The 20,514-nt window shown below is 64.8% G+C and carries 20 protein-coding genes and 1 tRNA gene; 9 read left to right on the forward strand and 12 right to left on the reverse strand.

From position 1 onward, the window contains the following. Nucleotides 1-7: 7 nt before the first annotated feature. Together EG850_RS04965 and EG850_RS04970 are read right to left on the reverse strand one after the other, a co-directional pair. Complete coding sequence (locus EG850_RS04965) at nt 8-853, reverse strand: undecaprenyl-diphosphate phosphatase (RefSeq protein ID WP_124970873.1); 846 nt, start codon at nt 851-853, stop codon at nt 8-10. Between the two features lie 82 nt (nt 854-935). Next, nucleotides 936-2,249, reverse strand: coding sequence for a M20/M25/M40 family metallo-hydrolase (locus EG850_RS04970; RefSeq protein WP_124970876.1), 1,314 nt, complete (start codon nt 2,247-2,249; stop codon nt 936-938). Nucleotides 2,250-2,403: 154 nt separating this feature from the next. Between EG850_RS04970 and EG850_RS04975 the strand changes: the two genes are divergently transcribed. The 4 genes from EG850_RS04975 to EG850_RS04990 all read left to right on the forward strand — a co-directional run bounded on the left by EG850_RS04975 (nt 2,404) and on the right by EG850_RS04990 (nt 5,372). Beyond that, nucleotides 2,404-4,119 carry an MDR family MFS transporter gene (locus EG850_RS04975; protein ID WP_124970880.1) on the forward strand — a complete coding sequence of 572 codons (1,716 nt, stop codon included), beginning with the start codon at nt 2,404-2,406 and terminating at the stop codon, nt 4,117-4,119. Next, on the forward strand, nt 4,116-4,589 hold the full coding sequence (locus EG850_RS04980; RefSeq protein WP_124970883.1) for a MarR family winged helix-turn-helix transcriptional regulator: 474 nt from the start codon (nt 4,116-4,118) through the stop codon (nt 4,587-4,589). Before EG850_RS04975 ends, EG850_RS04980 begins: the two co-directional genes overlap by 4 nt. 67 nt (nt 4,590-4,656) lie before the next feature. After that, a tRNA-Leu gene (locus tag EG850_RS04985) sits at nt 4,657-4,742 on the forward strand. Nucleotides 4,743-4,910: 168 nt separating this feature from the next. Beyond that, nucleotides 4,911-5,372, forward strand: coding sequence for a GNAT family N-acetyltransferase (locus EG850_RS04990; RefSeq protein WP_046747995.1), 462 nt, complete (start codon nt 4,911-4,913; stop codon nt 5,370-5,372). A gap of 8 nt (nt 5,373-5,380) precedes the next feature. Here the strand turns inward: EG850_RS04990 and EG850_RS04995 are convergent, their stop codons facing one another. Further along, nucleotides 5,381-6,664 carry a tyrosine-type recombinase/integrase gene (locus EG850_RS04995; RefSeq protein ID WP_124970886.1) on the reverse strand — a complete coding sequence of 428 codons (1,284 nt, stop codon included), beginning with the start codon at nt 6,662-6,664 and terminating at the stop codon, nt 5,381-5,383. A 52-nt stretch (nt 6,665-6,716) separates the two neighbouring features. Beyond that, nucleotides 6,717-7,220: a hypothetical protein gene (locus tag EG850_RS05000; RefSeq protein WP_124970889.1), complete on the reverse strand. Its 504-nt coding sequence runs from the start codon at nt 7,218-7,220 to the stop codon at nt 6,717-6,719. Nucleotides 7,221-7,408: 188 nt separating this feature from the next. Here EG850_RS05000 and EG850_RS05005 point away from each other — a divergent pair, with 188 nt between their 5' ends. Both EG850_RS05005 and EG850_RS05010 read left to right on the forward strand, forming a co-directional pair. Beyond that, nucleotides 7,409-7,633: a helix-turn-helix domain-containing protein gene (locus EG850_RS05005; protein WP_124970892.1), complete on the forward strand. Its 225-nt coding sequence runs from the start codon at nt 7,409-7,411 to the stop codon at nt 7,631-7,633. A 52-nt stretch (nt 7,634-7,685) separates the two neighbouring features. Then, entirely contained in the window at nt 7,686-8,732 is a 1,047-nt protein-coding gene (locus EG850_RS05010; protein ID WP_124970895.1) for a S66 family peptidase, read from the forward strand. Nucleotides 8,733-8,753: 21 nt separating this feature from the next. On the opposite strand, the gene EG850_RS05015 is transcribed toward EG850_RS05010, so the two are convergent. The 3 genes from EG850_RS05015 to mobF are packed head-to-tail and all read right to left on the reverse strand — an operon-like array spanning nt 8,754 to nt 12,819. After that, nucleotides 8,754-9,071: a type II toxin-antitoxin system RelE/ParE family toxin gene (locus EG850_RS05015; RefSeq protein WP_124970898.1), complete on the reverse strand. Its 318-nt coding sequence runs from the start codon at nt 9,069-9,071 to the stop codon at nt 8,754-8,756. Next, a complete protein-coding gene (locus tag EG850_RS05020) occupies nt 9,068-9,322 on the reverse strand; it encodes an addiction module protein (RefSeq protein WP_185714948.1) in 255 nt (84 codons plus the stop codon). Before EG850_RS05020 ends, EG850_RS05015 begins: the two co-directional genes overlap by 4 nt. Nucleotides 9,323-9,375: 53 nt before the next feature. Then, a complete protein-coding gene (gene mobF, locus EG850_RS05025; RefSeq protein WP_124971298.1) occupies nt 9,376-12,819 on the reverse strand; it encodes a MobF family relaxase in 3,444 nt (1,147 codons plus the stop codon). Nucleotides 12,820-13,045: 226 nt separating this feature from the next. Between mobF and EG850_RS05030 the strand changes: the two genes are divergently transcribed. Then, nucleotides 13,046-13,453, forward strand: a complete 408-nt coding sequence (locus EG850_RS05030; protein ID WP_124970903.1) for a RidA family protein — start codon at nt 13,046-13,048, stop codon at nt 13,451-13,453. Here the strand turns inward: EG850_RS05030 and EG850_RS05035 are convergent. Genes EG850_RS05035 through EG850_RS13500 form a run of 3 tightly spaced genes read right to left on the reverse strand, consistent with a single transcriptional unit; the run spans nt 13,443 to nt 14,927 of the window. Next, nucleotides 13,443-13,679: a hypothetical protein gene (locus EG850_RS05035; protein ID WP_124970906.1), complete on the reverse strand. Its 237-nt coding sequence runs from the start codon at nt 13,677-13,679 to the stop codon at nt 13,443-13,445. The two genes, EG850_RS05030 and EG850_RS05035, sit on opposite strands and share 11 nt — an antisense overlap. Nucleotides 13,680-13,695: 16 nt before the next feature. After that, complete coding sequence (locus EG850_RS05040) at nt 13,696-14,685, reverse strand: SRPBCC family protein (protein WP_124970909.1); 990 nt, start codon at nt 14,683-14,685, stop codon at nt 13,696-13,698. Next, nucleotides 14,682-14,927 carry a hypothetical protein gene (locus tag EG850_RS13500; RefSeq protein ID WP_124970912.1) on the reverse strand — a complete coding sequence of 82 codons (246 nt, stop codon included), beginning with the start codon at nt 14,925-14,927 and terminating at the stop codon, nt 14,682-14,684. The genes EG850_RS05040 and EG850_RS13500 overlap by 4 nt, the downstream gene beginning before the upstream one ends. A gap of 376 nt (nt 14,928-15,303) precedes the next feature. Here EG850_RS13500 and EG850_RS05050 point away from each other — a divergent pair, with 376 nt between their 5' ends. Together EG850_RS05050 and EG850_RS05055 are read left to right on the forward strand one after the other, a co-directional pair. After that, a complete protein-coding gene (locus EG850_RS05050; RefSeq protein ID WP_124970915.1) occupies nt 15,304-16,551 on the forward strand; it encodes a Fic family protein in 1,248 nt (415 codons plus the stop codon). A 90-nt stretch (nt 16,552-16,641) separates the two neighbouring features. Next, nucleotides 16,642-17,385: a DedA family protein gene (locus EG850_RS05055; RefSeq protein WP_235829214.1), complete on the forward strand. Its 744-nt coding sequence runs from the start codon at nt 16,642-16,644 to the stop codon at nt 17,383-17,385. Between the two features lie 48 nt (nt 17,386-17,433). Here the strand turns inward: EG850_RS05055 and EG850_RS05060 are convergent, their stop codons facing one another. Then, complete coding sequence (locus EG850_RS05060) at nt 17,434-19,248, reverse strand: DEAD/DEAH box helicase (RefSeq protein ID WP_124970918.1); 1,815 nt, start codon at nt 19,246-19,248, stop codon at nt 17,434-17,436. Then, nucleotides 19,241-20,452 carry an acyl-CoA dehydrogenase family protein gene (locus tag EG850_RS05065; RefSeq protein WP_124970921.1) on the reverse strand — a complete coding sequence of 404 codons (1,212 nt, stop codon included), beginning with the start codon at nt 20,450-20,452 and terminating at the stop codon, nt 19,241-19,243. Before EG850_RS05065 ends, EG850_RS05060 begins: the two co-directional genes overlap by 8 nt. Nucleotides 20,453-20,514: the final 62 nt, after the last annotated feature.

Below are 20,514 nucleotides of genomic sequence, written 5' to 3' on the forward strand. Positions count from 1 at the left end.
CGGGTGATTACGCCGAACCCGCGAGTGGGTCCATCACGCCAAGTGCGAGCAGCATCATGAGGAGCGTGCCGAGCGCGATGCGATAGATCACGAACGGCATGAAGCTTCGGGTCTCGACCCACTTCATGAGGAACTTGATGACGATCCAGCCGACAACGAACGCGATGACGGTGGCGAGGAGCGTCGGCCCAAACTCGATGGCCGTGACGCCGCTCGGCTCCTTGATCGCGCTGTAAAGCTCATAGAGGCCCGAGCCGAAAACGGCCGGAATGGCGAGGAGGAACGCATAGCGGGCTGCCGAGGGTCGGTCGTACCCCATCATGCGTCCGGCGGTGATTGTGCCGCCCGAGCGCGAGACGCCAGGGATCAGCGCGAGCGCCTGCGCGAACCCGTAGATCAGACCGTCTTTCGCATCCAGTTTCGTGAGGTCTTTCTGGCGGCGACCGAGCACATCCGCGAGTCCGAGGATGACGCCAAACACGATGAGCATCGTCGCGACGAGCCAGAGCGAGCGCAACTGCGTGCGAATGAGGTCTTGGAAGATAAAACCGAGCACCACAATGGGCACCGAGCCGATGATGATCCACCAGCCCATGCGCGCATCCGGGTCGTTCTTCTCGACTTTTCCGCGCAGGGAGCCGGCCCAGCGCTGGATGATGCGGACGATGTCCTTCCAGAAGAACACGACGACGGCAAGCTCGGTGCCGATCTGGATGATCGCGGTAAACGTTGCCCCGGGGTCACCAATCTGCAGCCACTCCCCGACGACGCGAATGTGCGCGCTCGAAGAGATGGGAAGGAACTCGGTGAGTCCCTGCACGATGGCGAGAATGATCGCGTCGAACCAGCTCATGAATCAGCTTTCTCCTGCGGAATGGCCAAGCGTGAAGTGTACGCCCATCCCACGGGAGCGCGCGGTTGCGACTGGCGGAGCCTCAGTAGTTGCGCAGGAAGGTCGCGAGCACCTCGCGGCCGAACACGACCGATTCCATCGGTACCCGCTCATCCACACCGTGGAACATTGCCGGGAAGTCGAGGTCGGCCGGTAGGCGCAGGGGCGCGAAGCCGTAGCCGGCAATCCCGAGCTTCGCGAGCGACTTGTTGTCGGTGCCGGCGGGAAGCAGGTACGGCACGACGATTGCACCGGGATCGTGCTCGTCGAGTGCGGCGCGCGCGGTGTCGACAAGCGGGCCCGACACGGGGGCTTCGGCGCCAATGTCTTGCCAACTCACCTCAACCTCGATGTCGTCTCCCACGATGCGCTGAATCTCGGCAAGCGCGTCGGCCTCTGTTCCGGGGAGCGGACGCGCATCGAAGGCGACGGTGGCTTCTTCGGGGATGACGTTGTGCTTGTAACCCGAGAGCAGCATGGTGGCGTTTGCGGTGGTGCGCAGGGATGCGGTGAGCCACGCGGCGGCCGAGCCGGCGCGCAGGACGAGCTCATCCGGCGAAATCTGGGTCGGTTCATCACCGGTAATGGTGCAGAGCGCGGCGATCATCTCCCGCGTCGTGTCGGTGAGACGCATCGGCCACTCGTGGTTGGCGAGCTTGACGATGGCTTCGGCGAGCACTGCGATGGCATTGTTCTCGGGGGCGACCTTCTTCGAACCGTGGCCCGCGGGGCGCTTGGCGCGCAGCTTGAACCAGATCATCGCCTTCTCGCCGGTCTGCAAGAGGTAGGCGCGGCGGCCGTCGATATCGATGGAATAGCCGCCGACCTCACTGATCGCTTCAGTGGCGCCGGCGAAGAGCTCCGGTCGATTGTTCACTGCCCAGTGCGCACCGAGCTTGCCGCCGTCTTCTTCGTCGGCGAAGTAGGCGATGATGAGCTCGCGTTCGGGCTGTTGCCCCGCCGCGAGCATCTGCTCAACGGCGGTGAGGATCATCGCATCCATGTTCTTCATATCGACTGCGCCGCGCCCCCAGATGCAGCCGTCACGAAGTTCGCCTGAGAACGGATCAACTGACCAATCGCGCGGATCGGCGGGAACAACGTCGGTGTGTCCGTGCACGACGAGCGCGGGCTTGTCGGGGTTTCGTCCGGGGATGCGCGCAACAAGGCTCGTGCGCCGGGGTGCTGATTCGAACATGTCTACCTTGAGGCCGAGTCGTTGCAGCCGTGCTTCGAGGTACTCCGCCGCTTCCTGCTCGCCTTCTGAGCGACCCTCACCCCAGTTGGTCGTGTTGATGCGAATGAGGTCTTGGGTGGTGCGCACTGTGGGGTCGGTGGCAAGCGGATGCGTGGTCATGCATCCCAGCCTAGGCGTGCTGGGTCACGGTAGATCGTTGACATGTCACAACTAAGCCCTTATTGTTGACTTCTCTCAATGGTTGACCTTTCTCAATGGTCGCCTTTCGCTCCACCCGGCTCTCGTCCATCCGCTCGAGCCACTAAGGATGTCTATGTCGGATCCAACGCCAGCAGTTCCTGTCGATAAGAAGTCGAAACGCCGCGTGCTCGAAGCGCTCTCGGGCCTGATTCTCGGCATGTTCGTGTCGATGCTCGCCTCGACCGTGGTGTCGAGCTCGCTCCCTGTGATCGTGCACGATCTCGGTGGTGACCAAGCCGCCTTCACCTGGGTTGTCACCGCGACGCTCCTCACCACGGCCATCTCAACGCCGATCTGGGGCAAGCTCGCCGACCTCGTGAACCGCAAGGTGCTCTACCAGCTCGCGATCATCATCTTCATCGTGGCCACGGCGGCAGCCGGTTTCTCGCAAGATCCGGCCACGCTGATTGCCTTCCGCGCGGTGCAGGGTATTGGCGCCGGTGGGCTCGCGGCGCTCGGCCAGGTGATCATGGCTGACATCATCAGTCCACGCGAACGCGGTCGGTACATGGGTCTATTCGGTGCGGTCATGGCGCTCGCGACCGTCGGCGGACCGCTCCTTGGCGGGGTTATTACCGATGCCTGGGGTTGGCGCTGGAACTTCTACGTTGCGCTCCCGGTTGCTGTCGCTGCGCTGATTACCGTCCAGCGCAATCTGCGGTTGCCCAAGCGCGAGCCGCGCAAGGTGTCGATCGACTATCTCGGCATCGTCCTGCTTTCGGCTTCCGTATCGCTCTTGCTCATCTGGGTGACGATGGCGGGTAACCAGTTCGCCTGGTGGAGCCTTGAGACGGTGCTCATGGTCGGCGGCGCGGTGGTCACCGCGGTGCTCTTCGTCATCTTCGAGACTCGGGTGCGTGAGCCGCTCATCCCGCTTTCGCTCTTTCACAACCGCACCTTCACGCTGTCGGTTGTCGCGTCAATCGCGACCGGTATTGCGATGTTTGGCGCATCGGTGTTCTTGAGTCAGTACATGCAGCTTGCGCGCGGCGTGACGCCGACCCAAGCCGGGTTGATGACCATCCCGATGGTGGCGGGGCTCTTGATTTCCTCGGTCGGCGTTGGTGCGCTCGTGACCAAATACGGCCATTGGAAGCCCTACCTCGTCATCGGTTCGGTGCTCCTCACCGCGGGTGCGTGGCTCCTCTCGACGATTCATTACGACACGGACTTCGTGCTCGTCTCGGTGTACATGTTCCTCCTCGGCGGCGGAGTCGGCATGACGATGCAGAACCTCGTGCTCGTCGTGCAGAACACCTCTCGTCCCGAAGAAATCGGCGTGTCGAGTTCGGGGGTCACCTTCTTCCGCAGTCTTGGCGGCACGATCGGCGTCTCGGTGATGGGCGCGGCGCTCGCGGCACGGGTGACCGATCTTGTGGCACAGCGTCAGGGTGACATCAGCGCAGCGCTCGCAAGCCTTGGCGACGAGGCACCGACCTGGATCGAGCAATTGCAATCGGGACCGCTCCCCCAGGTGTCGGCAATGCCCGAAGCACTGCGCGTCGTGTTCGAAGACATTTATGCGAATGGCATTGCGCACTCGTTCCTCATGGTGGTGCCCGTCGCGGTGGTGAGCATCCTCGCCATTGCGTTCCTGCCGAATGTGCCGCTGACGCGAATGACCACGAGCGAGCGGGAATCGGCGGCCGGGGCTGACCTCGCAACGGTGACTGCGCCGCAGGCGATGCAACAGCTCGCCGCAACGGGGCCGATTGCCGTGGTCGGCGGCGCATCAGACGATGTACGCGCTGAAGAGCAAGCAAACACGGACACGGAGCGTGATTCATGACCACGATTGACCCCGGGCGAGCTGAGGCAGTTGCCGCTGTCGAGTCGGCATTTCGCGGCCTCTATGCCGAGTTTCGAACGCTCTATATGCGGGCTGCCGAAGTGGTGAGTCCGGGGATGCTGCCGGGCAGCTTCAAGACACTCCTCGCCATTGATCGGTGCGGTGCAATCTCGAACACTGAGCTCGCCGAGCGAATCGCGGCTGACAAGGGGCTCGTGAGTCGCCAGGTGAGCGAACTCGAACGCTTGGGGCTGGTCGAGCGCACTGCCGATCCGGCCGACGGTCGCGTGCGAGTCATCTCGACCACTGAGCTCGGTCGCGAACGACTCGCGGCGGCACGCAAGCCGCATGAGGATGCGATTAGCAACGCGCTCTCACACTGGCCGGTGGCGGATATCGAGAGCTTCGCCGCACTCATGCACGCCCTCGTGCGTAGCGTCGCCGAGCATCCCGAATCACCGGATGCTTGAGCCGATTTGCGCTGTCGCTGACGACGGAGTAATGTAATCGTTCGTGCCCAGGCACAATCCACACCTCGCGCGGGTGGCGGAATTGGCAGACGCGCTAGCTTGAGGTGCTAGTGACCGTATTAGGTCGTGGGGGTTCAAGTCCCCCCTCGCGCACGAATGGGAAATGGTCTCTGATCAGGAGTTTTGAACTCCAGATCGGGGGCCATTTTCGTTGGAAGTGCTAGAAAAAGTGCTAAGCCTCTGAATGATGTGCCCCGTGCGGGCCTTGCAACCTCCGGGGATGACTGTCGGCTGCCCGGCGCGGCCTGATAAGATAGGGGCATGACCGAGGCAGCAACCCGAGCGATCGAGATGGCCGATGCAGGTGAAGTGTTGACTCTGCAACGGGCCGCTTACGCGACCGAGGCGCAGTTGTACGGCGACCCGTTTCTGCCTCCACTTGTCCAGTCGCTTGAAGAGCTTCGAGACGAACTCACGAGCAGTGATGGACTGGTCGGGGTTGCGAGCGGTCGGATTGTGGCGTCTGTGCGGTGGGTGGTCGACAGCGATGTCGTGCGTATCGGCCGGTTGATCGTCGCGCCCGACCAGCAACGTCAGGGGTGGGGCACCCGGCTGCTGAACCTTGCTGAGCGTGAGGCCGGTGCGAGGACTGCGGAACTGTTCACCGGGCATCTGAGCGAGGGGAACATCCGTCTCTACCAGCGTGAGGGGTATGTCGAGTCTCGCCGCGAGAGGATCAACGACGATCTTGAGTTCGTCTATCTAACGAAACCGCTCCGGTAGCTCTGGGGTCACGTTCCTCGGAGATGGTTGGCGAAGCGGTCGACGGCCGACCTCTGCATGGTCGGGGTGACGTGGGAGTAAATGTTCATCGTCGTGGTGATCGTTGAGTGGCCCAAGCGCTCTTGCACGACCTTGGGGTGCTCGCCGAGTTCGAGCAGCAGGGTCGCGTGGGTGTGACGGAGCCCTTTGATGGTGACGCGGTTCATGGTGTCGTACTTCTTGGTGAGCCAGTTCATGCGGCGATCCCAGCGGCTGGTCATCGCGTCGGGTGAGCGGAGCTTGCCGTCGTCGTCGCCGAATACGTAGGCGTCGGCCTTGGCGAGGGTGAACGAGAGTTCCGCGCGTGCGACCTTGTAGGACGCGAGCACTTTCAGGGTGTCTTCGTCCACGTCGATCACGCGCGCGTTGCCGGTCTTCGTGGTCTTGGTCTTTGTCCAGTCGTCGGTATCGACCGCGCGGCGGATGCTGACCCGCATCGTCTTGATGTTGAGGTCGCTCCATTTCAGGGCGAGGGCTTCGCTTCTGCGCATGCCCGTGTAGGCGATGAGGCGCCATAGCGGGTACAGCTCGTCTTCACGCTCGTCGCGGTTCCAGGTGAGGAACGTCTGCAACTGCTCGGCCGTCCACGTAACGATCTCGGGTTTCTGTGCCCGCACCTCGCTCGTGGTCGGGGCCTTGACGGTGCGCTTCTTCTTCGCCGGGTTCACGGTCAGGTGTCCGTCGTCGATCGCGGCATCGAGGATCGCACCGAGCACGACATGCACCTTGTGAACCGAGTTCGCGGACAGCGGCTTGCCTTTGCCGTACTCGTCCTTGCGGCCGTGGTCTTCGAGGTCGCGGTAGTGACGGGCGATCCTCGTGGCGGTGAGCTTGTCGAGCCGGAGAGTGCCGAGCTGGGGCTTGATGTGGTTGCGGATGATCTTCTTGTATCCCTTGATCGTGGACGCTGCGAGCTTCAACCCCGCCGCCCACTCATCGGCGTATACACCCACGGTTGGCACCTTGTTCCCGAATTTCTCGTTCTGCTTGCGCTGCTTCAACGCCTCCTGCAAGGCATCGTTCGCCTCGTCGGTGCTGGTGAACCCGGAACGGGTGAGACGGCGCGATCCCATCTCGGGGTACTCGGGGTCTTTCAGGACGTAGATCTGGAACCGCCACCTTTTGCCCTGGTCGGTCTCGTAGCCCTGGATCGAGCCGGGCTGCCGGGAACGGGAACGACGTGCTGGTTTCACCTCCTCGCCTGTGGTGTTTGCGCCGGGTTCGTGCCCGGCGGTCGTGGTCTTTCGTGCCATCACTGCATCCTTTCTATTGGGTCGCCGGTTGCGCCAAGGTGCGCCGGGGCGGCTATTCGGTGCTGTCGGGGGCGAGGCGGTCGAGGAAGTCGGGGCCGCTGAATACGCGCCCGGTCGGGTCGATCTGCTCACCTCGCACCCTGATGAACCGTGCGCGTTCCCGCTGCTCCGCGAGGCGCTGCCTATAGGTCTCGGTGCTCGGGAGTTGGTCGCTGCCGGGGATGTTGAGGGAGGACTCGTAATACTGGATGCGGTTCTGGCAGGCGAACCATTCCTGCTGCCAGTAGTGCAGCAGCCCTTCCGGGGTGAGTTTGAGCGAACCCTGCATCCACTTCTCGATCTCTTCCGGCAGATATTCCCCAGGTACTCCCGTCACGCCGCTTTCTGCGTCGGGTGGGGTGAGGAGCGCCGCCGGGGTGGTGCGCAGCAGGTAGGCGATCACGGTGAGGTCGTCCACGTCGACGCGGCGATCCCCGGCTTCGAGCTTGCTGATTCCTGACGGGGAGAGTTTCCGCCCCGCGTCGGTCAGTAGCTTCGACATGGTGCGCAGGTCCATGCCGATCGCTTGGCGGGCCGCGCGGATGTTCCCGGCGACGTACTGGTTCGTGTGTCCTGGCGGGTTGCCTCGCACCCTCTCTGTTTCCATGCTAAGAACATACACGGTTGTACTTGACACAGCAAGGTTTGGCTTCTACCGTGGTAGGCACCCCTCAATCTCCCTGTATCGGATCGGACGGTGACCTCATGCGGCAGAGCACCCTGGACATGGACGACCTCCGCAAGCGGCGCAGCCTGGTCATCACCCGCAAAGAAGCCGCCGAAGCGCTCGGGGTCGATCCCCGCACGATCACCACGAGCATCAACGAGGGCACGATCCCGCATGTGAAGCTCGGGCGTCGCATCGTGATACCGCGCGAGAAGTTCCTCGCCCTCTTCGCCGACACTGCACCCGAGCACGACGGGTCGTAGGCGGCGCGCTGTGGCGGTGCCGATTCGGCACCCCCGCGTAGAATCGTGCAGCATGGGAAGTCTCCTGCAACCGTCGAAAGCGCGGCCCGGCGATAAGGTCGCTGTCCTTTCGCCCTCGTTCGCGGCCCCTGCGGTTGCCCCTGAGGTGCACGAGCAGGCGCTCCGACGCTTTGCTGAACTGACCGGGCTGGTGCCGGTTGAGTTCCTGACTACGCGCAAGCTCGGGGCATCACCCGAGGAGCGCGCCGCTGACTTTAACGCGGCGCTTGCCGACACTGAGATACGGGCGATCATCGCCACGATTGGCGGCAACGACCAGATCAGAGTCGTGCCATTTCTCGACGCGGAACTGTTGCGCGCAGACCCCAAGCTGTTCCTCGGCTACAGCGACAATACGAACATCCTGAACTGGATGTGGGCGAACGGTGTTACTGGGTTCTACGGTGGCTCCACTCAGGTGCACCTCGGGCCCGGCCCGCACCTCGATCCGGCTCATCTAACCTCGCTCACCGCCGCGCTGCTGGAGGGAGGCGAACTGGCGGTCACCGAGCCGGGCGAGTCCGAGGATTTCGGCCTCGACTGGGCCGACCCGCGAGCACTCGCCGAGTTCGGAGAGCGCGAAGCGACAGAACCGTGGACATGGGCAGGGCCGCCCGTCTCGGTGACCGGACGCACCTGGGGCGGGTGCCTCGACGTGCTCGAATGGATCACCTTGGCCGACCGGATGCCAAGGAACGACGACCTCGCCGGGGCGATCCTGCTGCTGGAAACCAGCGAGGAACTGCCCTCAGCGGATACCGTGCGCGGCTGGGTGCGTGCGCTGGGTGAGCGTGGCACGCTTTCCGCCATTGCTGGGGTCGTTATCGCTAGGCCACCGGCTAGCAGCCTCGGCGCACCCCGCCCCGATGCTGACGTGCGGGCTGCGTGGCGTGCGGCACAGCGCGACGCCATGATCGAGGAAATCAGCGCCTACAATCCGCAGGCCGTAGTCTGCGTCGGCCCGCCATTCGGCCATACCCGCCCCCAGTGGATACTGCCCTACGGCGGCGAAGTCACGCTTGACGGGCTCCACCAGCGGATCACCGCCTCATATCAGTGACGACGCCTCTACTACGGACAGTCAGCGGTCGAGCCGGTGCTGCCAGTACCTCGGCTTGCGACGGTTGTGCGCATAGGCGAGGATCACGAAGCTCGTATCGGTGAGGTAGTAGAGCACCCGGTACGGGAACACCGCAACTGCCATGCTGCGCACGGTCGGCGTGTCCACCCAGCCGGGGAACGCAGGCGCGGAGCGCGGCCAGCCGGAGATACGGGCTATCGCCTCGTCAATGGCGTCGTAGAAGTCCTCGCCCAGACCCGACTCTCGGTCGTCGTACCAAAATGCGGCTTCGCGGAGTTCATCGCGTGCTTCGGGATGCTCGCGCTTTTCCAGCCTCACGCGCGACGGGCTGCCAACTCTGCCCGCAACTGGGCGTGCGACTCGTCCACATCCAGCAACTCGACCTTGCCGCTCTCGATGTCGTCAATGCGACGGCGAAGCTCAACCCGCCAGGCCGCATCGACCTCGGCCTGATCCGCATTTGCGTCCTCGGCGTCGAGGCTTCGCAGGCCGCGATGGATCACGGCAGCACGATCATGCTCGTCAAGAGCGAGGAGCGCCTGCTCGACTTCCGCGACATTCATGGACATACCCATAGTGTACGCCGCCCTACCGACACCAACCGAGGAACCTGCGCTCACTTTCAGAGTCCGCGCGCGGGGCCGTCCTGTCGGGGCGTACTCCGGTGCTCGTGCCTGTAGTCGTAGCGGCTGGCGCGTTCCTGCTCCGCACGTCGCGCTGCTTCGACAGCGCGGGTCTGCTCGATCCGTGCGACAGCCTCGGCGGGCGTAAGCGAGCGCAGCAGCTCGGCCTCTGCCCGCGCGCGTGTCGCGGCCTGGGCCGCGCTTGCGGCGCGTTGTGCGGGGTTGGTGCTGAGGTAGGCCGTGCGGTTGCGGAACACTTGCTCTGCGCCGAAGACGCGACCGAACGCCGCCAAGCGCGCCGTCTGCACCCGCTCGGGCCTGCTCAGGACTCCGTCGCGCGCTGCCCGGTGCGTTTGCTCCGCCTCGACCACTCGCGGGTCGGCGTCGATCATCGGGCGGGTGACTCGCTCCACCCAAGCGTCGGCGCGTTCGTTCCACCTCGGTGGCTCGCCCCACTCGCTCGCCAACTCCTGCCGTGCAGCGCGGGCCTGTGCTCGGGCGTCCTCGTGCTCGTCGCGGGCGCGACGCCTCCCGAACCACGACGATGCCCGCACCTGCTCGCTGGCTTCCTGTTCAGCGGTTGCGGCCTGCTGCCAGTCGGTGAGTGCTGCTTTCGCTGCGGAGACGATAGGCGCGGTGACCTCGACACGCACCTGCTCGGCACGCTGCCGTGCGGTCTGCTCGGTCGTTCGCGCCCTCTCTCGTACTTCGGCCTCACGGTCGCTGAGGCTAGCGAGGGCAGCGCTGACCTGTTGCCAGCGTTCGGCCTGCGCCTCAGCCGTTGCCGCACGCTGCATGAGCGCCGTTATCTCATCGTTCACGAACCGCGCGGGGCCGTTCTCAGTCAGCCCGGCCACTTCTTCGGCCGCGCACTGGGTCGCCTCGGCAAGTCCACGGTCGGCGCGGTCGCGCTCCATCGCCTCGATGAACTGCACCCTGGCGTCAGCCAGGTTCTCGGCGACAATGTGCAGCACGTTCGACTCTCGCCCGCGGGTCATGCCGACGTACACGCCTGCGGCGCTGGTGGAGTCGGTGAGGATCGTGTGCGACCCTGCGACGGTCGCGCCCTGCATCCCGTAGGCGGTCGCCGCATATGACAGGTGCGCGTGCTCGGCCACATACTCAGCCGGGAGCCGCAGGGTGCGCTGCCGCTTCCGCCCGTTCCCGGCCTCGCGCACGGAGAGTGCGCCGTCGTCCTCGACGTGCTGCACGACCCATTGCTGCCGATTCGCCACCCCAATGCTGGTGTTGTTCTTCCGCGTCTGAATCACATCCCCGGCCCCGATGGGCAGGCCGTCGCTACCGTACACGGTCGTCGTGTCGTCGACGACACCGTGGGAGACTCGTTCCTCGCGGATGCGGGCGTTGACGGTGCGGGCCTCGTCGTTCGTGCTGACGGTGATCGCGTCGTTGTCCTGCCGCTCCTGCGCGATGTGCTCGCGCGCCTCGTCGCCGCTGTCGTGCAGGCGAACAAGACCGAGCCCGGCAAGCTGCTCGAACACCTCGCCGGGCTGGTTACCGTCGCGCATCCGTACTGTGACCTCGGCGTAGGCGGGGTCAGCGAAGCGGTGCACCTCGGCCATATCGAACGTGCGCCCCCGAATGTGCGCGGCCATATCGAGCACCCCGCCACGACCGACCGCGGCGAGCTGCGCGCGATCCCCGACCAGCGCGACCGTCGCGCCCGCCTCGGCGGTGACGGTCAGGAGGGCGAGGGCGGTGTCCTGGTCGAGCATCCCGGCCTCGTCCACGATCACCCGCTCACCCCGCACGAGCCGCGCGTCCTCGGTCGGGCCGCGGTAGGTGCGGCCCGTTTCGGGGTCGGTGTCGCCGGGTGCGAGGCGCGTCCATACGCCGTCACTGTTCCAGCGCCACCCGTGCGCGTGCACGAGCGCCGCTACACTGCTCGCGGGCACGCCGAGTTCCTGCTGCGCGACCTGCGCGGCGCGCAACGTCGGCGCAACCACCCGTGCGGCACGTCCGTGCTGCGCCGCGACTTCGATTGCGACACCGAGCATCGTGGTCTTGCCCGCGCCCGCTGCACCCTCCACGACCACGAGCGGATCAGTCGATGCAACGGCAGCGGCGGCGCGCTCCTGCCCGGCATCCAGGCCCCGCGCCCTTGCTGCGTCGTGCACGTCGGGGTGCTTCGGTTCCCGCTTCGGCACTCGAGCGGTCAGGAGGTCGCGCAGTTCCGTCTCGGCCTGCACCACGCGCAGGCTCGTCAGGTGCGCCACATGCTCCGGAGCCGGTGCGCCGGGTGGGAGGATCGAGAAGCAATCCTCCATCGCCAACGCCGTAGTGATGCGCACGAACTCGCGTATCTCGGCGGGTGCAGCGTGCACGCCGTACTCGGTCATGATCCGGGTCGCGTGCTCCTGCACCGTGTGCCGCGTCCACGCCGAACTGCCTGCGGCGCACCGATCCAGCGCCCGGTTCGCGATGGTCTGCACGGAGAGGTCATCCAGCGATACTTGCGCACGACGCACGGGCTGGCGCAACGTCTCGGGGTCGTAGCCGGCCTCTCGCAACTCCGTCGCCCACGCCTGCTCTTCGCTGAGCGTGGTGGGCTTCTTCGCGGGCCGTTCATACGCCCACGCTTTCGCCGCGAGCCGGGCCGAGACGACCGGCCCCACAGTCTCGCCCGGATGTGCCGCCTCCCACTCCGCCTCGAAGCGTTCCAAGTGCCTGCGCACCTGCTCGCCGCGTTTGCTCATCACGCCGTTGAACCGCTCGAGCTCGACCACCTCGCCCGAAACCGGATCAAGGGTCAAGCCGTGCCGATCCAGCACCTCCGCAAGCTCCGGGTGCGCGGCGATCACAGCGGTGCCGAGCGCGCGGATCGCGCCCTGCTGCCGGAACAACGCCGTCGTGTCCAGCGCCCGCCACTTCCCAGCCGCCCACACGCGGGTGCCGATCTGAAAGTGGATATGCCGGTGCGGATCACCCGCACGCGACGTGCGATGTGACACTGCCACCGTCTGCAACTGCTGGACGGGCACCACCCCCTGCCTACCCCGCGGCCCGACACGGGTCACGGAATGCAGGGCGAGCCACGCCTGAATCTCCGCCACCGCATCCTGCTGCGCCCGGTCGAGAACTTCGGACACCTCCGGGTGGAGCGCTGCGGCAATCGAGAGCGACTTCGGGGCGTTCACCACCATCTCCGCAAACCGCGGCGACCCCTGTTTCCCGACACCCGGTAAACGGGGCGTGCCCATCGGCTCGCCCGTGACCGGGTTCACCCAATCCACCCACGCCGCATACGCTTCCGGGCCGAGCCCGAGCGCGGCGGTCACGTTCCCGACATCGTCGAGCGCGGTGAACGCGGCCACAGACGCATCCGTGCCGAGGTAATAGTCATCGGCGCGGGAGCGGTCGGCCTCGACATAGCGGCGTGCGTCGGCTCCGGTTCCCCGGAACAGGATCACGCCGCCGTGCATGAGACTCACCACCTAATGTTTCTACTAAAGAAACTAACGTGTCTACCACGGTAGCATACGTTCATTCAGAAGAGAAGATGTGGGATCTGGGAAATGCTGGGAGGCGGACGGCAGGGCGCAGCGGAGACGTGGTGTGCCGGGCGTGATGAGGAAGAGTGCGGTAACGGTTGCCGGGTGGGTCAGGCTGTCCAGGATGCGGCGGCGGTCGTCCTGAGAGAATAGGCACATGCCGAGTTCTGTTCAGTTGATCCGCGCTTCCGACCTCTCCGGCGTTGCCGAGTATGCGTATGCGGCCACAGCGCCGAAAGATGCTCGGCTGATCTTCCTCGCTGGATCATGCCCCCTGGATGAACACGGCGCGACCGTCGCGGTCGGCGACTACGCGGGCCAGGCTGCCGCGTGCATCGAGACGATGAAGCGCGCTCTCGCCGCTTCCGGCGCGACGATCCAAGATGTCATCAGCACGCGGGTACTGGTCGCCTCGTCGTCGCAGAGTGACCTTGTCGCGGCGTGGGAGGTCGTGCGCGACGCATTCGGGGAACACGACGTGCCGAGCACGTTGATGGGCGTGACCGTGCTGGGTTATGACGACCAACTGGTCGAGATCGAAGCGGTCGCCGCCGTCACCGACTGAGCGACGAGCGGTCGGTGCTTGTACTTTGTGGCTTTGATGACCAGGCGGTTGCAATGAGATAGGCCCCGCCGAGGCAACTTAGCCAGGCTGCGCCTTGGAGCGCCCAGCCGACGAGCGTGCTGCTCGTCGCCCAGACGTTGAATGGTTCGTGATGCCGGTAGACCAGCCAGACGAACAGCATCGCGATCATCGCGAGGCCCAGGGCGATTCTTCCAATGCGTCTCATCGTGCGCTCCTTGTTGTTAGCGGAATGCGCGGCTGATGCCGTTGCCAAGCTGCGACAGTTGCATCCAGAGCACAAGCCTGAAGACAGGGCGCATGATGAGGCCTACGAATGGTCGGCGGAGGCGGTTCGGGTTGCGCTCCCATGCGAGGGCAAGGCGTAACTGCGTTCCACCTGCTGCGGGTTCGAGTTCGATCCTGACGCGACGCGCGTTCGCCTGTGGCGCTTCCGTGTAGGTGAAGCGCCACTCGATAAGCCGGGATTCATCGAGGGTGACGAGTTCGATCTGCTGCGTGATGAAGCCAGGCTTGACGGGGATCGGTTTGCCGTCGGGGCGCTCAGTGCGGGCACATACCGTCCAGGTGTCTCCCATCTTCGCCGCCGTGGGTGGGTGCTCGACGCTTCCGATGCTCGGCTCCCATTCGGGCATGCGGGATGGTGCGGTGAGCAGTTCCCACACCTGGTCGGGTGGCGCCGGGGCGAACGCCTCCGAGGCGCCGGAGAGGGTATCGGTGCGAACGATGCGCTGTGGGCGGTGGGCAGGATAGCGCTCTACTTCGTCCAGCTTGGCGATGATCGCCGCAGGGGTGGTGTCGAGCCTGTGCAGGATCGCGTCAATCATGCCGCTCGGCTCGGAAACCAGTTCCCGGAGCACCGCTGCCGCATCGCCGCGCTTCCCTCCCCCGTTCGCGCGTCTGATGAGTTCGACAGCACGGTCGCCCCACTCGTAACCGCCCGTCTCATGGAACACAATGTCGCCTGGTTCTGGTGCGGCCTGCACGCCGAGGGCGGCGAGCTGTTCAGCGTGCTGCTTCTCCACGGCCTTTCGTGCTGAATCGAGGGTGATCCCGAGGCTGCGGAGCACCTGGCCTGCGGTCTGCTCATTGAGCACGAGGGCGATGAACAGGTGGTCGATATCGGCAGTGCGCTGGCCGACCCGCGATGCCTCCTCCATCGCCGCGACAGAGAGGATGTGCGAGGTGGCTGCTGCATCGGTGAACTTGCTCATCTACTCCTCCTGGGAACCGGGATAGTCGGATCGATCCTCTTCGCGTACTTCTTGTGCACCGCCTGGCGGGACACGCCGAGAGCGTCTGCCACCTCCTGCCAACTCATCCCGGCACGTAATCCCGCCTCAACTTGTGCAAGTTCAAGGCGATCAGCAAGCGCCCGAAGTGAGGCGATGGCACGGAGCCCCGAGCGAGGATCGCTGGTGTTGGCAGCCGTCCTCGCTATCTGTGTCGATTCCATGATTAGCAACTTACATTGATAGTGGGCCTCGTGTCAATCTGGGTTGCTAAATGGGCGGGTAGCACGCTCGCGAAAAGTGCTAAAGAAAGTGCTAAGCAACCTGTAGGTCGGGGTATCGCGGTGGAGTTATCCACAGGTCATATGCCGTAGATCGTTGATTTCATGCGGCAGAACGCTAGGTCGAGATTCGCGGCGCGAGGGGGTCGAGGTCAGTTCAAGTCCCCCCTCGCGCACAAGAAGAAACAGCCCCCGATCTGAGATTTCTCAGGTCGGGGGCTGTTTCGTTTGCGCGCAATTCGTCTGCAGGGTCGTTCGACTCGGCTATTTCACCTTTATTGCATCTAAAGTAGAAATATCCGAGTTGAAGGGGGCAGTCATGGGCAACTACGTCGAGCGGCTGTGGCTTCCCGAGGATGCAAGTGGCTTGAGCCGCTGGGATCGAGACGCCGGTCACTACCGTGCCTATGTGCCGGACGAACTGGGTGACGGCCTCCCGACGCTTGGCTCGCAGGCACAGGGTGCCGCAGAGGATGCGCTGGCCGTGCTCGCCCGCGCTGACGAGCGAATCGGCACGCGCGGCCGCTACCTAAACCACTTGCTCATCCGCTCTGAATCCATCTCGTCATCATGGATCGAGGGCAACCGGGTCACCCCGAAGCGCCTGGCGATCGCGGAGTTGCTTCACCAGGGGCCGCGACAAGCGCTTGACGTTGTCGCCAATGTCCGGGCCACCGAAGCGGCCATCGAGGAATTGGCCGACCATACCCGCACCATCACGACCGACGACATCATTGACCTTCAGCACGTAATCGAGCCGCGGCTCGAACGCGGGCTGCGGCAGGAACAGAACTGGGTTGGTGGGTCGGGCTGGTCGCCGTTACGTGCAGCCTTCGTGCCGCCGCCCGAGACTGAGGTACCCCGACTCGTGGCCGACCTCGCACGATTCGTCTCTGACACGTCTGGAAATCCGGTCGTGCGGGCGGCAATTGCGCATGCCCAGTTCGAGACGATCCATCCCTTTATCGACGGCAACGGACGCACCGGGCGAGCGCTCATTCACACGGTCTTGCGCCGCGCCGACGCGCTCCGCAATGTGCTCATTCCGATCAGCACCGTGTTTGCCGGCAACACCGACGCGTACATTGCCGGGCTCACCGAGTACCGGGCCGATCCGCCGGGGTTTGATGATTGGGTGCTCGGATTCGCGCAGGCCACCGAGAAGGCCGCGGGCAATGCGGTGCGGCTCGCCGAAGATATCGCCGCTCTCGACCGCGAAGTCTTTGACCTGCTCGTCGCATTCCGTAGCGACGGCGGCTTGAGCCCCGCAGTTCCGCGGCGAGATGCGGTGGTGTTGCGCATCCTTGAGACGCTCGCCGCTGACCCGGTTCTCACGGCCGAATCCGTCAGCGCACGACTCGAGGTTTCGCCAGCAGCGGCGCATCGAGCACTCACACAGCTGGCTCAGGCTGGCATCCTCGGCCGCACCAAGGATCAGCGCGGACGCCTGGTGTGTTGGACCGCAGACCGCCACCTTGCGCTGGTGGCGTTCGTCGAACGCAATAATCGCATTGGTGGTGGTGACACCCGAGAGCGCAAGCCACGGCTCGGACCAGCGCGACCGTAACGCGCGAAATGACTTCAGAAAGCTGCGAGTACTGGTCGTCCGACCGGGCGGCTGAGGAGCACGCTCACCTCTGACGCCTAGGCTGGCCGGGTGGATGGAACTTCGACGTTTGGCGTAATCGGTGACTGGGCAGTCGCGGTCATGAACTGGCTCGGTGCCCCCGGCATCGGTCTCCTCGTGCTTGCCGAGAACCTCTTCCCGCCGATTCCATCCGAGGTGATTCTGCCGTTGGGTGGCTTCGCGGCCGCGAGCCCGAATGCCGCTTTCGGCTGGATTGAGGCGGTGCTTTGGGCCACGGCCGGTTCGGTGATCGGCGCGTATCTGCTTTACGGGCTCGGCGCTTGGCTCGGACATGACCGCACCGTGAAACTGCTGTCGATGCTGCCGCTCGTTGACGTTGACGACATTGACCGCACGATCAAGTGGTTCAACAAGTACGGCTACTGGACCGTGCTCTTCGGCCGCATGATCCCAATCTTTCGCTCGCTCATCTCGATTCCCGCCGGTGTTGAACGCATGAGCTGGTGGCGGTTTGGCCTCCTCACGCTCATCGGCTCGTCCGTGTGGAACACGATCTTTGTGTACGGCGGGTTCGTGCTCGGTGAAAACTGGACGGCGCTCGAGAGTGCGGCCGGTTGGCTGCAGCGGATCGTCATCGCGGTCGTGGTGTTGGTCGTGGTGGTCTATGTCGTGATCAAGACGCGCAAGTGGCTACGTCAGCGCCGCGAGGGCAAGGACCAGACCGAGAACCGCCCGCATCCCGAGGCGGCAGTCGACGGTAATCCCTTCGACACGAACGACTTTGTTGAGCCGGATGGCGGCAACAAGCAGTAGCCTTCGGCTCGCACACTGAGGCCTTCGGCCCGCACACTGCGGCGCGCGCTACACCGACCGCAGGCGGCGCCGCAGCAGGTCGATGCGTTGCTGTATCTGATGCGCCGTTGCCTGCCCTACCGCCGGTCCCCCGCAGGTGCGGCGCAACTCCGAGTGCACCGCTCCGTGCGGCTCACCACTTTGCCGGGCGTACAACCCGACGAGCGAGTTGAGCAGGGTCCGCTGTTCCTTGAGCGATCGATGCATGGGAATCACCGTCTCGTGACCGTCGCTGATCATGCCGCGGCCGCGAGCATCCTGGATGCGGGTCTGCTTCTGTGCGCGCTGCTCAAGCACCGCCGCGACCTCGTCGTGATCGAGGATGCCCGGAAGACCCAGGTACTCGAGTTCTTCGAGCGATCCGACCTCCGCCGCGAATCCGAAGTCTCCACCGTCATAGAGCACCTTGTCGAATTGAGCGTCCGACGAGATTGCTTGGAAGGTGTATTTCGTGAGCTCGTCTGAGGCTTTGTCTTCGCGTTCCGCCTCGGCGAGTTCACGCTCTTCGGCGGTGAGCCCATCCGCATCCTCGCCGTCGCCGCTCTCGCGGCGGTCAAGCGCGTGATCACGCTCGAGCTCAAGTGCATAGGCGAGCCCAGCGAGTTTCGGCACTGACGGGAGGAAGACACTGGCCGTCTCACCGCGGCGTCGGGCGCGCACGAAGCGGCCGATGGCCTGGGCAAAAAACAGTGGCGTTGACGAACTCGTGGCATAGACGCCTACAGCCAAGCGCGGCACATCGACACCCTCCGACACCATCCGTACGGCGACCATCCACCGTTCGTCTGAGGCCGAGAACGACGAGATGCGATCGGATGCGCCCTTGTCGTCGCTGAGGATCAGCGCGGGTTTGGTGCCGGTGAGGTATTCAAGGAGCTTCGCGTAACCGCGGGCAGCTTCATGGTCGGTGGCAATGACGAGACCAGCAGCATCCGGCACCTCGTGGCGCACCTCGGTGAGTCGCTGGTCGGCGGCACGCAGCACCTGCTGCATCCATTCGCCCTCGGGATCAAGCGCGGTGCGCCAGGCCTGTGCGGTGATGTCCTTGGTGTTGTCCTCGCCGAGGCCCGCCGACATCTCTTCGCCGGAGGTATCGCGCCAGCGCATCGACCCGGCATACGACATGAACAGCACCGGTCGCACGACGCCATCGCGCAGGGCGCGGCCGTAGCCATAGGTGTAGTCAGCGCGCGAAACGCGCACGCCAGCCGAGTCGGGCTCGTAGCGCACAAACGGGATGGGCGCAGCGTCAGAGCGGAAGGGTGTTCCGGTGAGCGAGAGCCGACGCTCAGCGTGCTCGTACGCCTCGCGCAGCGCATCGCCCCACGAAAGCGCGTCGCCACCGTGGTGCACCTCATCGAGAATCACCAGCGTGCGCGCCGCCGAGCAAATGTGCGCGTGCACGTACGGCTTCATCGACACCTGCGCATAGGTGACGGCAACACCGTGATACTCGCGCGAGAAGGCGCGCTGGCCGTTGGTGAACTTCGGGTCGAGCCTGATGCCAACCCGCGCCGCGGCCTCGGCCCACTGGGTTTTCAAGTGGTCAGTCGGAGCGACGACGATGACTCGGTTCACGGTGCCGCGACTGAGGAGTTCGGTCGCAAGTCGCAGCGCGAAGGTTGTCTTACCAGCGCCGGGGGTCGCGGAGGCAAGAAAGTCGCGCGGCTCGGTCTCGAAGTAGCGCTCAATCGCTTCCTGTTGCCAGGCACGCAGATTACCGGCGGTACCCCAGGGGGCGCGCCTCGGAAACGCCGGCGAAAGATGCTCGGCGGCGTAGGTGCCGACCTGGTGACCGCCCGGATTCGGGCGGAGTTCAGTCATTCGAGGCGTTCGCCTCCGCGTTGCGCTTTGACTCGGAATCGACAGCGCCGATCGGACCGAGTAACCAGTTGGCGACGCCCGCGCGCACGACGCGGTCCTGCGAGGGGTGGAAGATGCTCGCAGCGACATCGCGATAAAGGCGACCGAGTTCTGACGACGAGCGGAACGATGCGCCGCCCACGACCTCGAGTGCGTCGGCGACCGTGGCACGAGCGGCATTGGAGGCATCGTGCTTGGCCACCGTGAACCGCGGGAACCAGCTCGCGCCGTGGTTCGCAATCTCGTCAACATCGCGCGCGGTCGACTCGACGAGCGTGCGTGCGGCGAGCTGCCGCATCCCCATGCGCGCCACGAGGTCACGAATAGCCGGGTCGTCGGCATACGGGGCGCCCTCACGCGAGTGGCTCATGCGTCGGTGCGCCGACTCGATGGCAAGCTCGACCGCTCGGTCGCCGAGGCCGACATAGCAGGCGCCGATGAGCAAAAGGAAGTTCGCGAAGATGCCGAACACGAGGGGCGAACCGTTCGGACCGACTGGCGAATAGCCGATCACGCGTTCGGCAGGCACATGCACCCCAGACAGCGAGGTGGTGCAGGACTGCGTGGCGCGCATACCGACGGTGTCCCAATCGTCATGAATGTGGATGCCCTCGTCATCGCGACGGAGCATGGCGTGGACAAGTCGCGGCTCGTCGCCGGAATCATCGCGACCGAAGATCCAAAGCCGTGTCCACACCGGAGAGAGCGAGGTGAAGAACTTCGTGCCGGTGAAGGTGTAGCCGCCCTCGCCATCCGGCACTGCGGTCACGGTCGAATCAAAGGTGACGGAGTCATTGCCCGGCTCCGAAATGGCGAGGCCAATGACCTCGCCATTTGCGGCCTCCTTGGCCACCCAATCGAGCGAGTCATCACCACGAGCGCGCAACACGCGCGCGACCCCGGTCGTGATGAGGTGCATGTTCACTGCCAGCGCAGTCGACGGCGCGGCGGAAGCGAGCCGCGCCTGCATCCGGGCAGTTTGCTCAAGACTCAGGCCCAGGCCCCCGAACTCACGAGGCACGAGCAGCTTGAGATAACCGATTTCTCGAAGATCGTCGAGGTCAGCGGTGGGAAACTCGTTTTCGACGTCGTACCGCGAGGCCCGCTCGCGAAACGCAGCAAGCAGGTCATCGTCAAGCAGGACGCGGGGATCACTCGTGGGCATGTCATCTACGGTAACCCCAGCCTCCGACAGGCGTCGCTCGCAACTGCCCAGAATTCAGGAGT

Origin of the sequence: Gulosibacter macacae (assembly GCF_003865375.1) — a bacterium.
GTDB lineage: Bacteria > Actinomycetota > Actinomycetes > Actinomycetales > Microbacteriaceae > Gulosibacter > Gulosibacter macacae.

Bases quoted from the DNA above. Each gene is read 5' to 3' on its own strand.
- EG850_RS04970 (WP_124970876.1), bottom strand. From the start codon at position 2,249: ATGACCACGCATCCGCTTGCCACCGACCCCACAGTGCGCACCACCCAA.
- EG850_RS05040 (WP_124970909.1), bottom strand. From the start codon at position 14,685: ATGAGCAAGTTCACCGATGCAGCAGCCACCTCGCACATCCTCTCTGTC.
- EG850_RS13500 (WP_124970912.1), bottom strand. From the start codon at position 14,927: ATGGAATCGACACAGATAGCGAGGACGGCTGCCAACACCAGCGATCCT.
- EG850_RS05035 (WP_124970906.1), bottom strand. From the start codon at position 13,679: ATGAGACGCATTGGAAGAATCGCCCTGGGCCTCGCGATGATCGCGATG.
- EG850_RS04965 (WP_124970873.1), bottom strand. From the start codon at position 853: ATGAGCTGGTTCGACGCGATCATTCTCGCCATCGTGCAGGGACTCACC.
- EG850_RS05065 (WP_124970921.1), bottom strand. From the start codon at position 20,452: ATGCCCACGAGTGATCCCCGCGTCCTGCTTGACGATGACCTGCTTGCT.
- EG850_RS05060 (WP_124970918.1), bottom strand. From the start codon at position 19,248: ATGACTGAACTCCGCCCGAATCCGGGCGGTCACCAGGTCGGCACCTAC.
- EG850_RS04980 (WP_124970883.1), top strand. From the start codon at position 4,116: ATGACCACGATTGACCCCGGGCGAGCTGAGGCAGTTGCCGCTGTCGAG.
- EG850_RS05010 (WP_124970895.1), top strand. From the start codon at position 7,686: ATGGGAAGTCTCCTGCAACCGTCGAAAGCGCGGCCCGGCGATAAGGTC.
- EG850_RS05020 (WP_185714948.1), bottom strand. From the start codon at position 9,322: ATGTCCATGAATGTCGCGGAAGTCGAGCAGGCGCTCCTCGCTCTTGAC.
- EG850_RS05050 (WP_124970915.1), top strand. From the start codon at position 15,304: ATGGGCAACTACGTCGAGCGGCTGTGGCTTCCCGAGGATGCAAGTGGC.
- EG850_RS05005 (WP_124970892.1), top strand. From the start codon at position 7,409: ATGCGGCAGAGCACCCTGGACATGGACGACCTCCGCAAGCGGCGCAGC.
- EG850_RS05000 (WP_124970889.1), bottom strand. From the start codon at position 7,220: ATGGACCTGCGCACCATGTCGAAGCTACTGACCGACGCGGGGCGGAAA.
- mobF (WP_124971298.1), bottom strand. From the start codon at position 12,819: ATGCACGGCGGCGTGATCCTGTTCCGGGGAACCGGAGCCGACGCACGC.
- EG850_RS04995 (WP_124970886.1), bottom strand. From the start codon at position 6,664: ATGGCACGAAAGACCACGACCGCCGGGCACGAACCCGGCGCAAACACC.
- EG850_RS04990 (WP_046747995.1), top strand. From the start codon at position 4,911: ATGACCGAGGCAGCAACCCGAGCGATCGAGATGGCCGATGCAGGTGAA.
- EG850_RS05030 (WP_124970903.1), top strand. From the start codon at position 13,046: ATGCCGAGTTCTGTTCAGTTGATCCGCGCTTCCGACCTCTCCGGCGTT.
- EG850_RS04975 (WP_124970880.1), top strand. From the start codon at position 2,404: ATGTCGGATCCAACGCCAGCAGTTCCTGTCGATAAGAAGTCGAAACGC.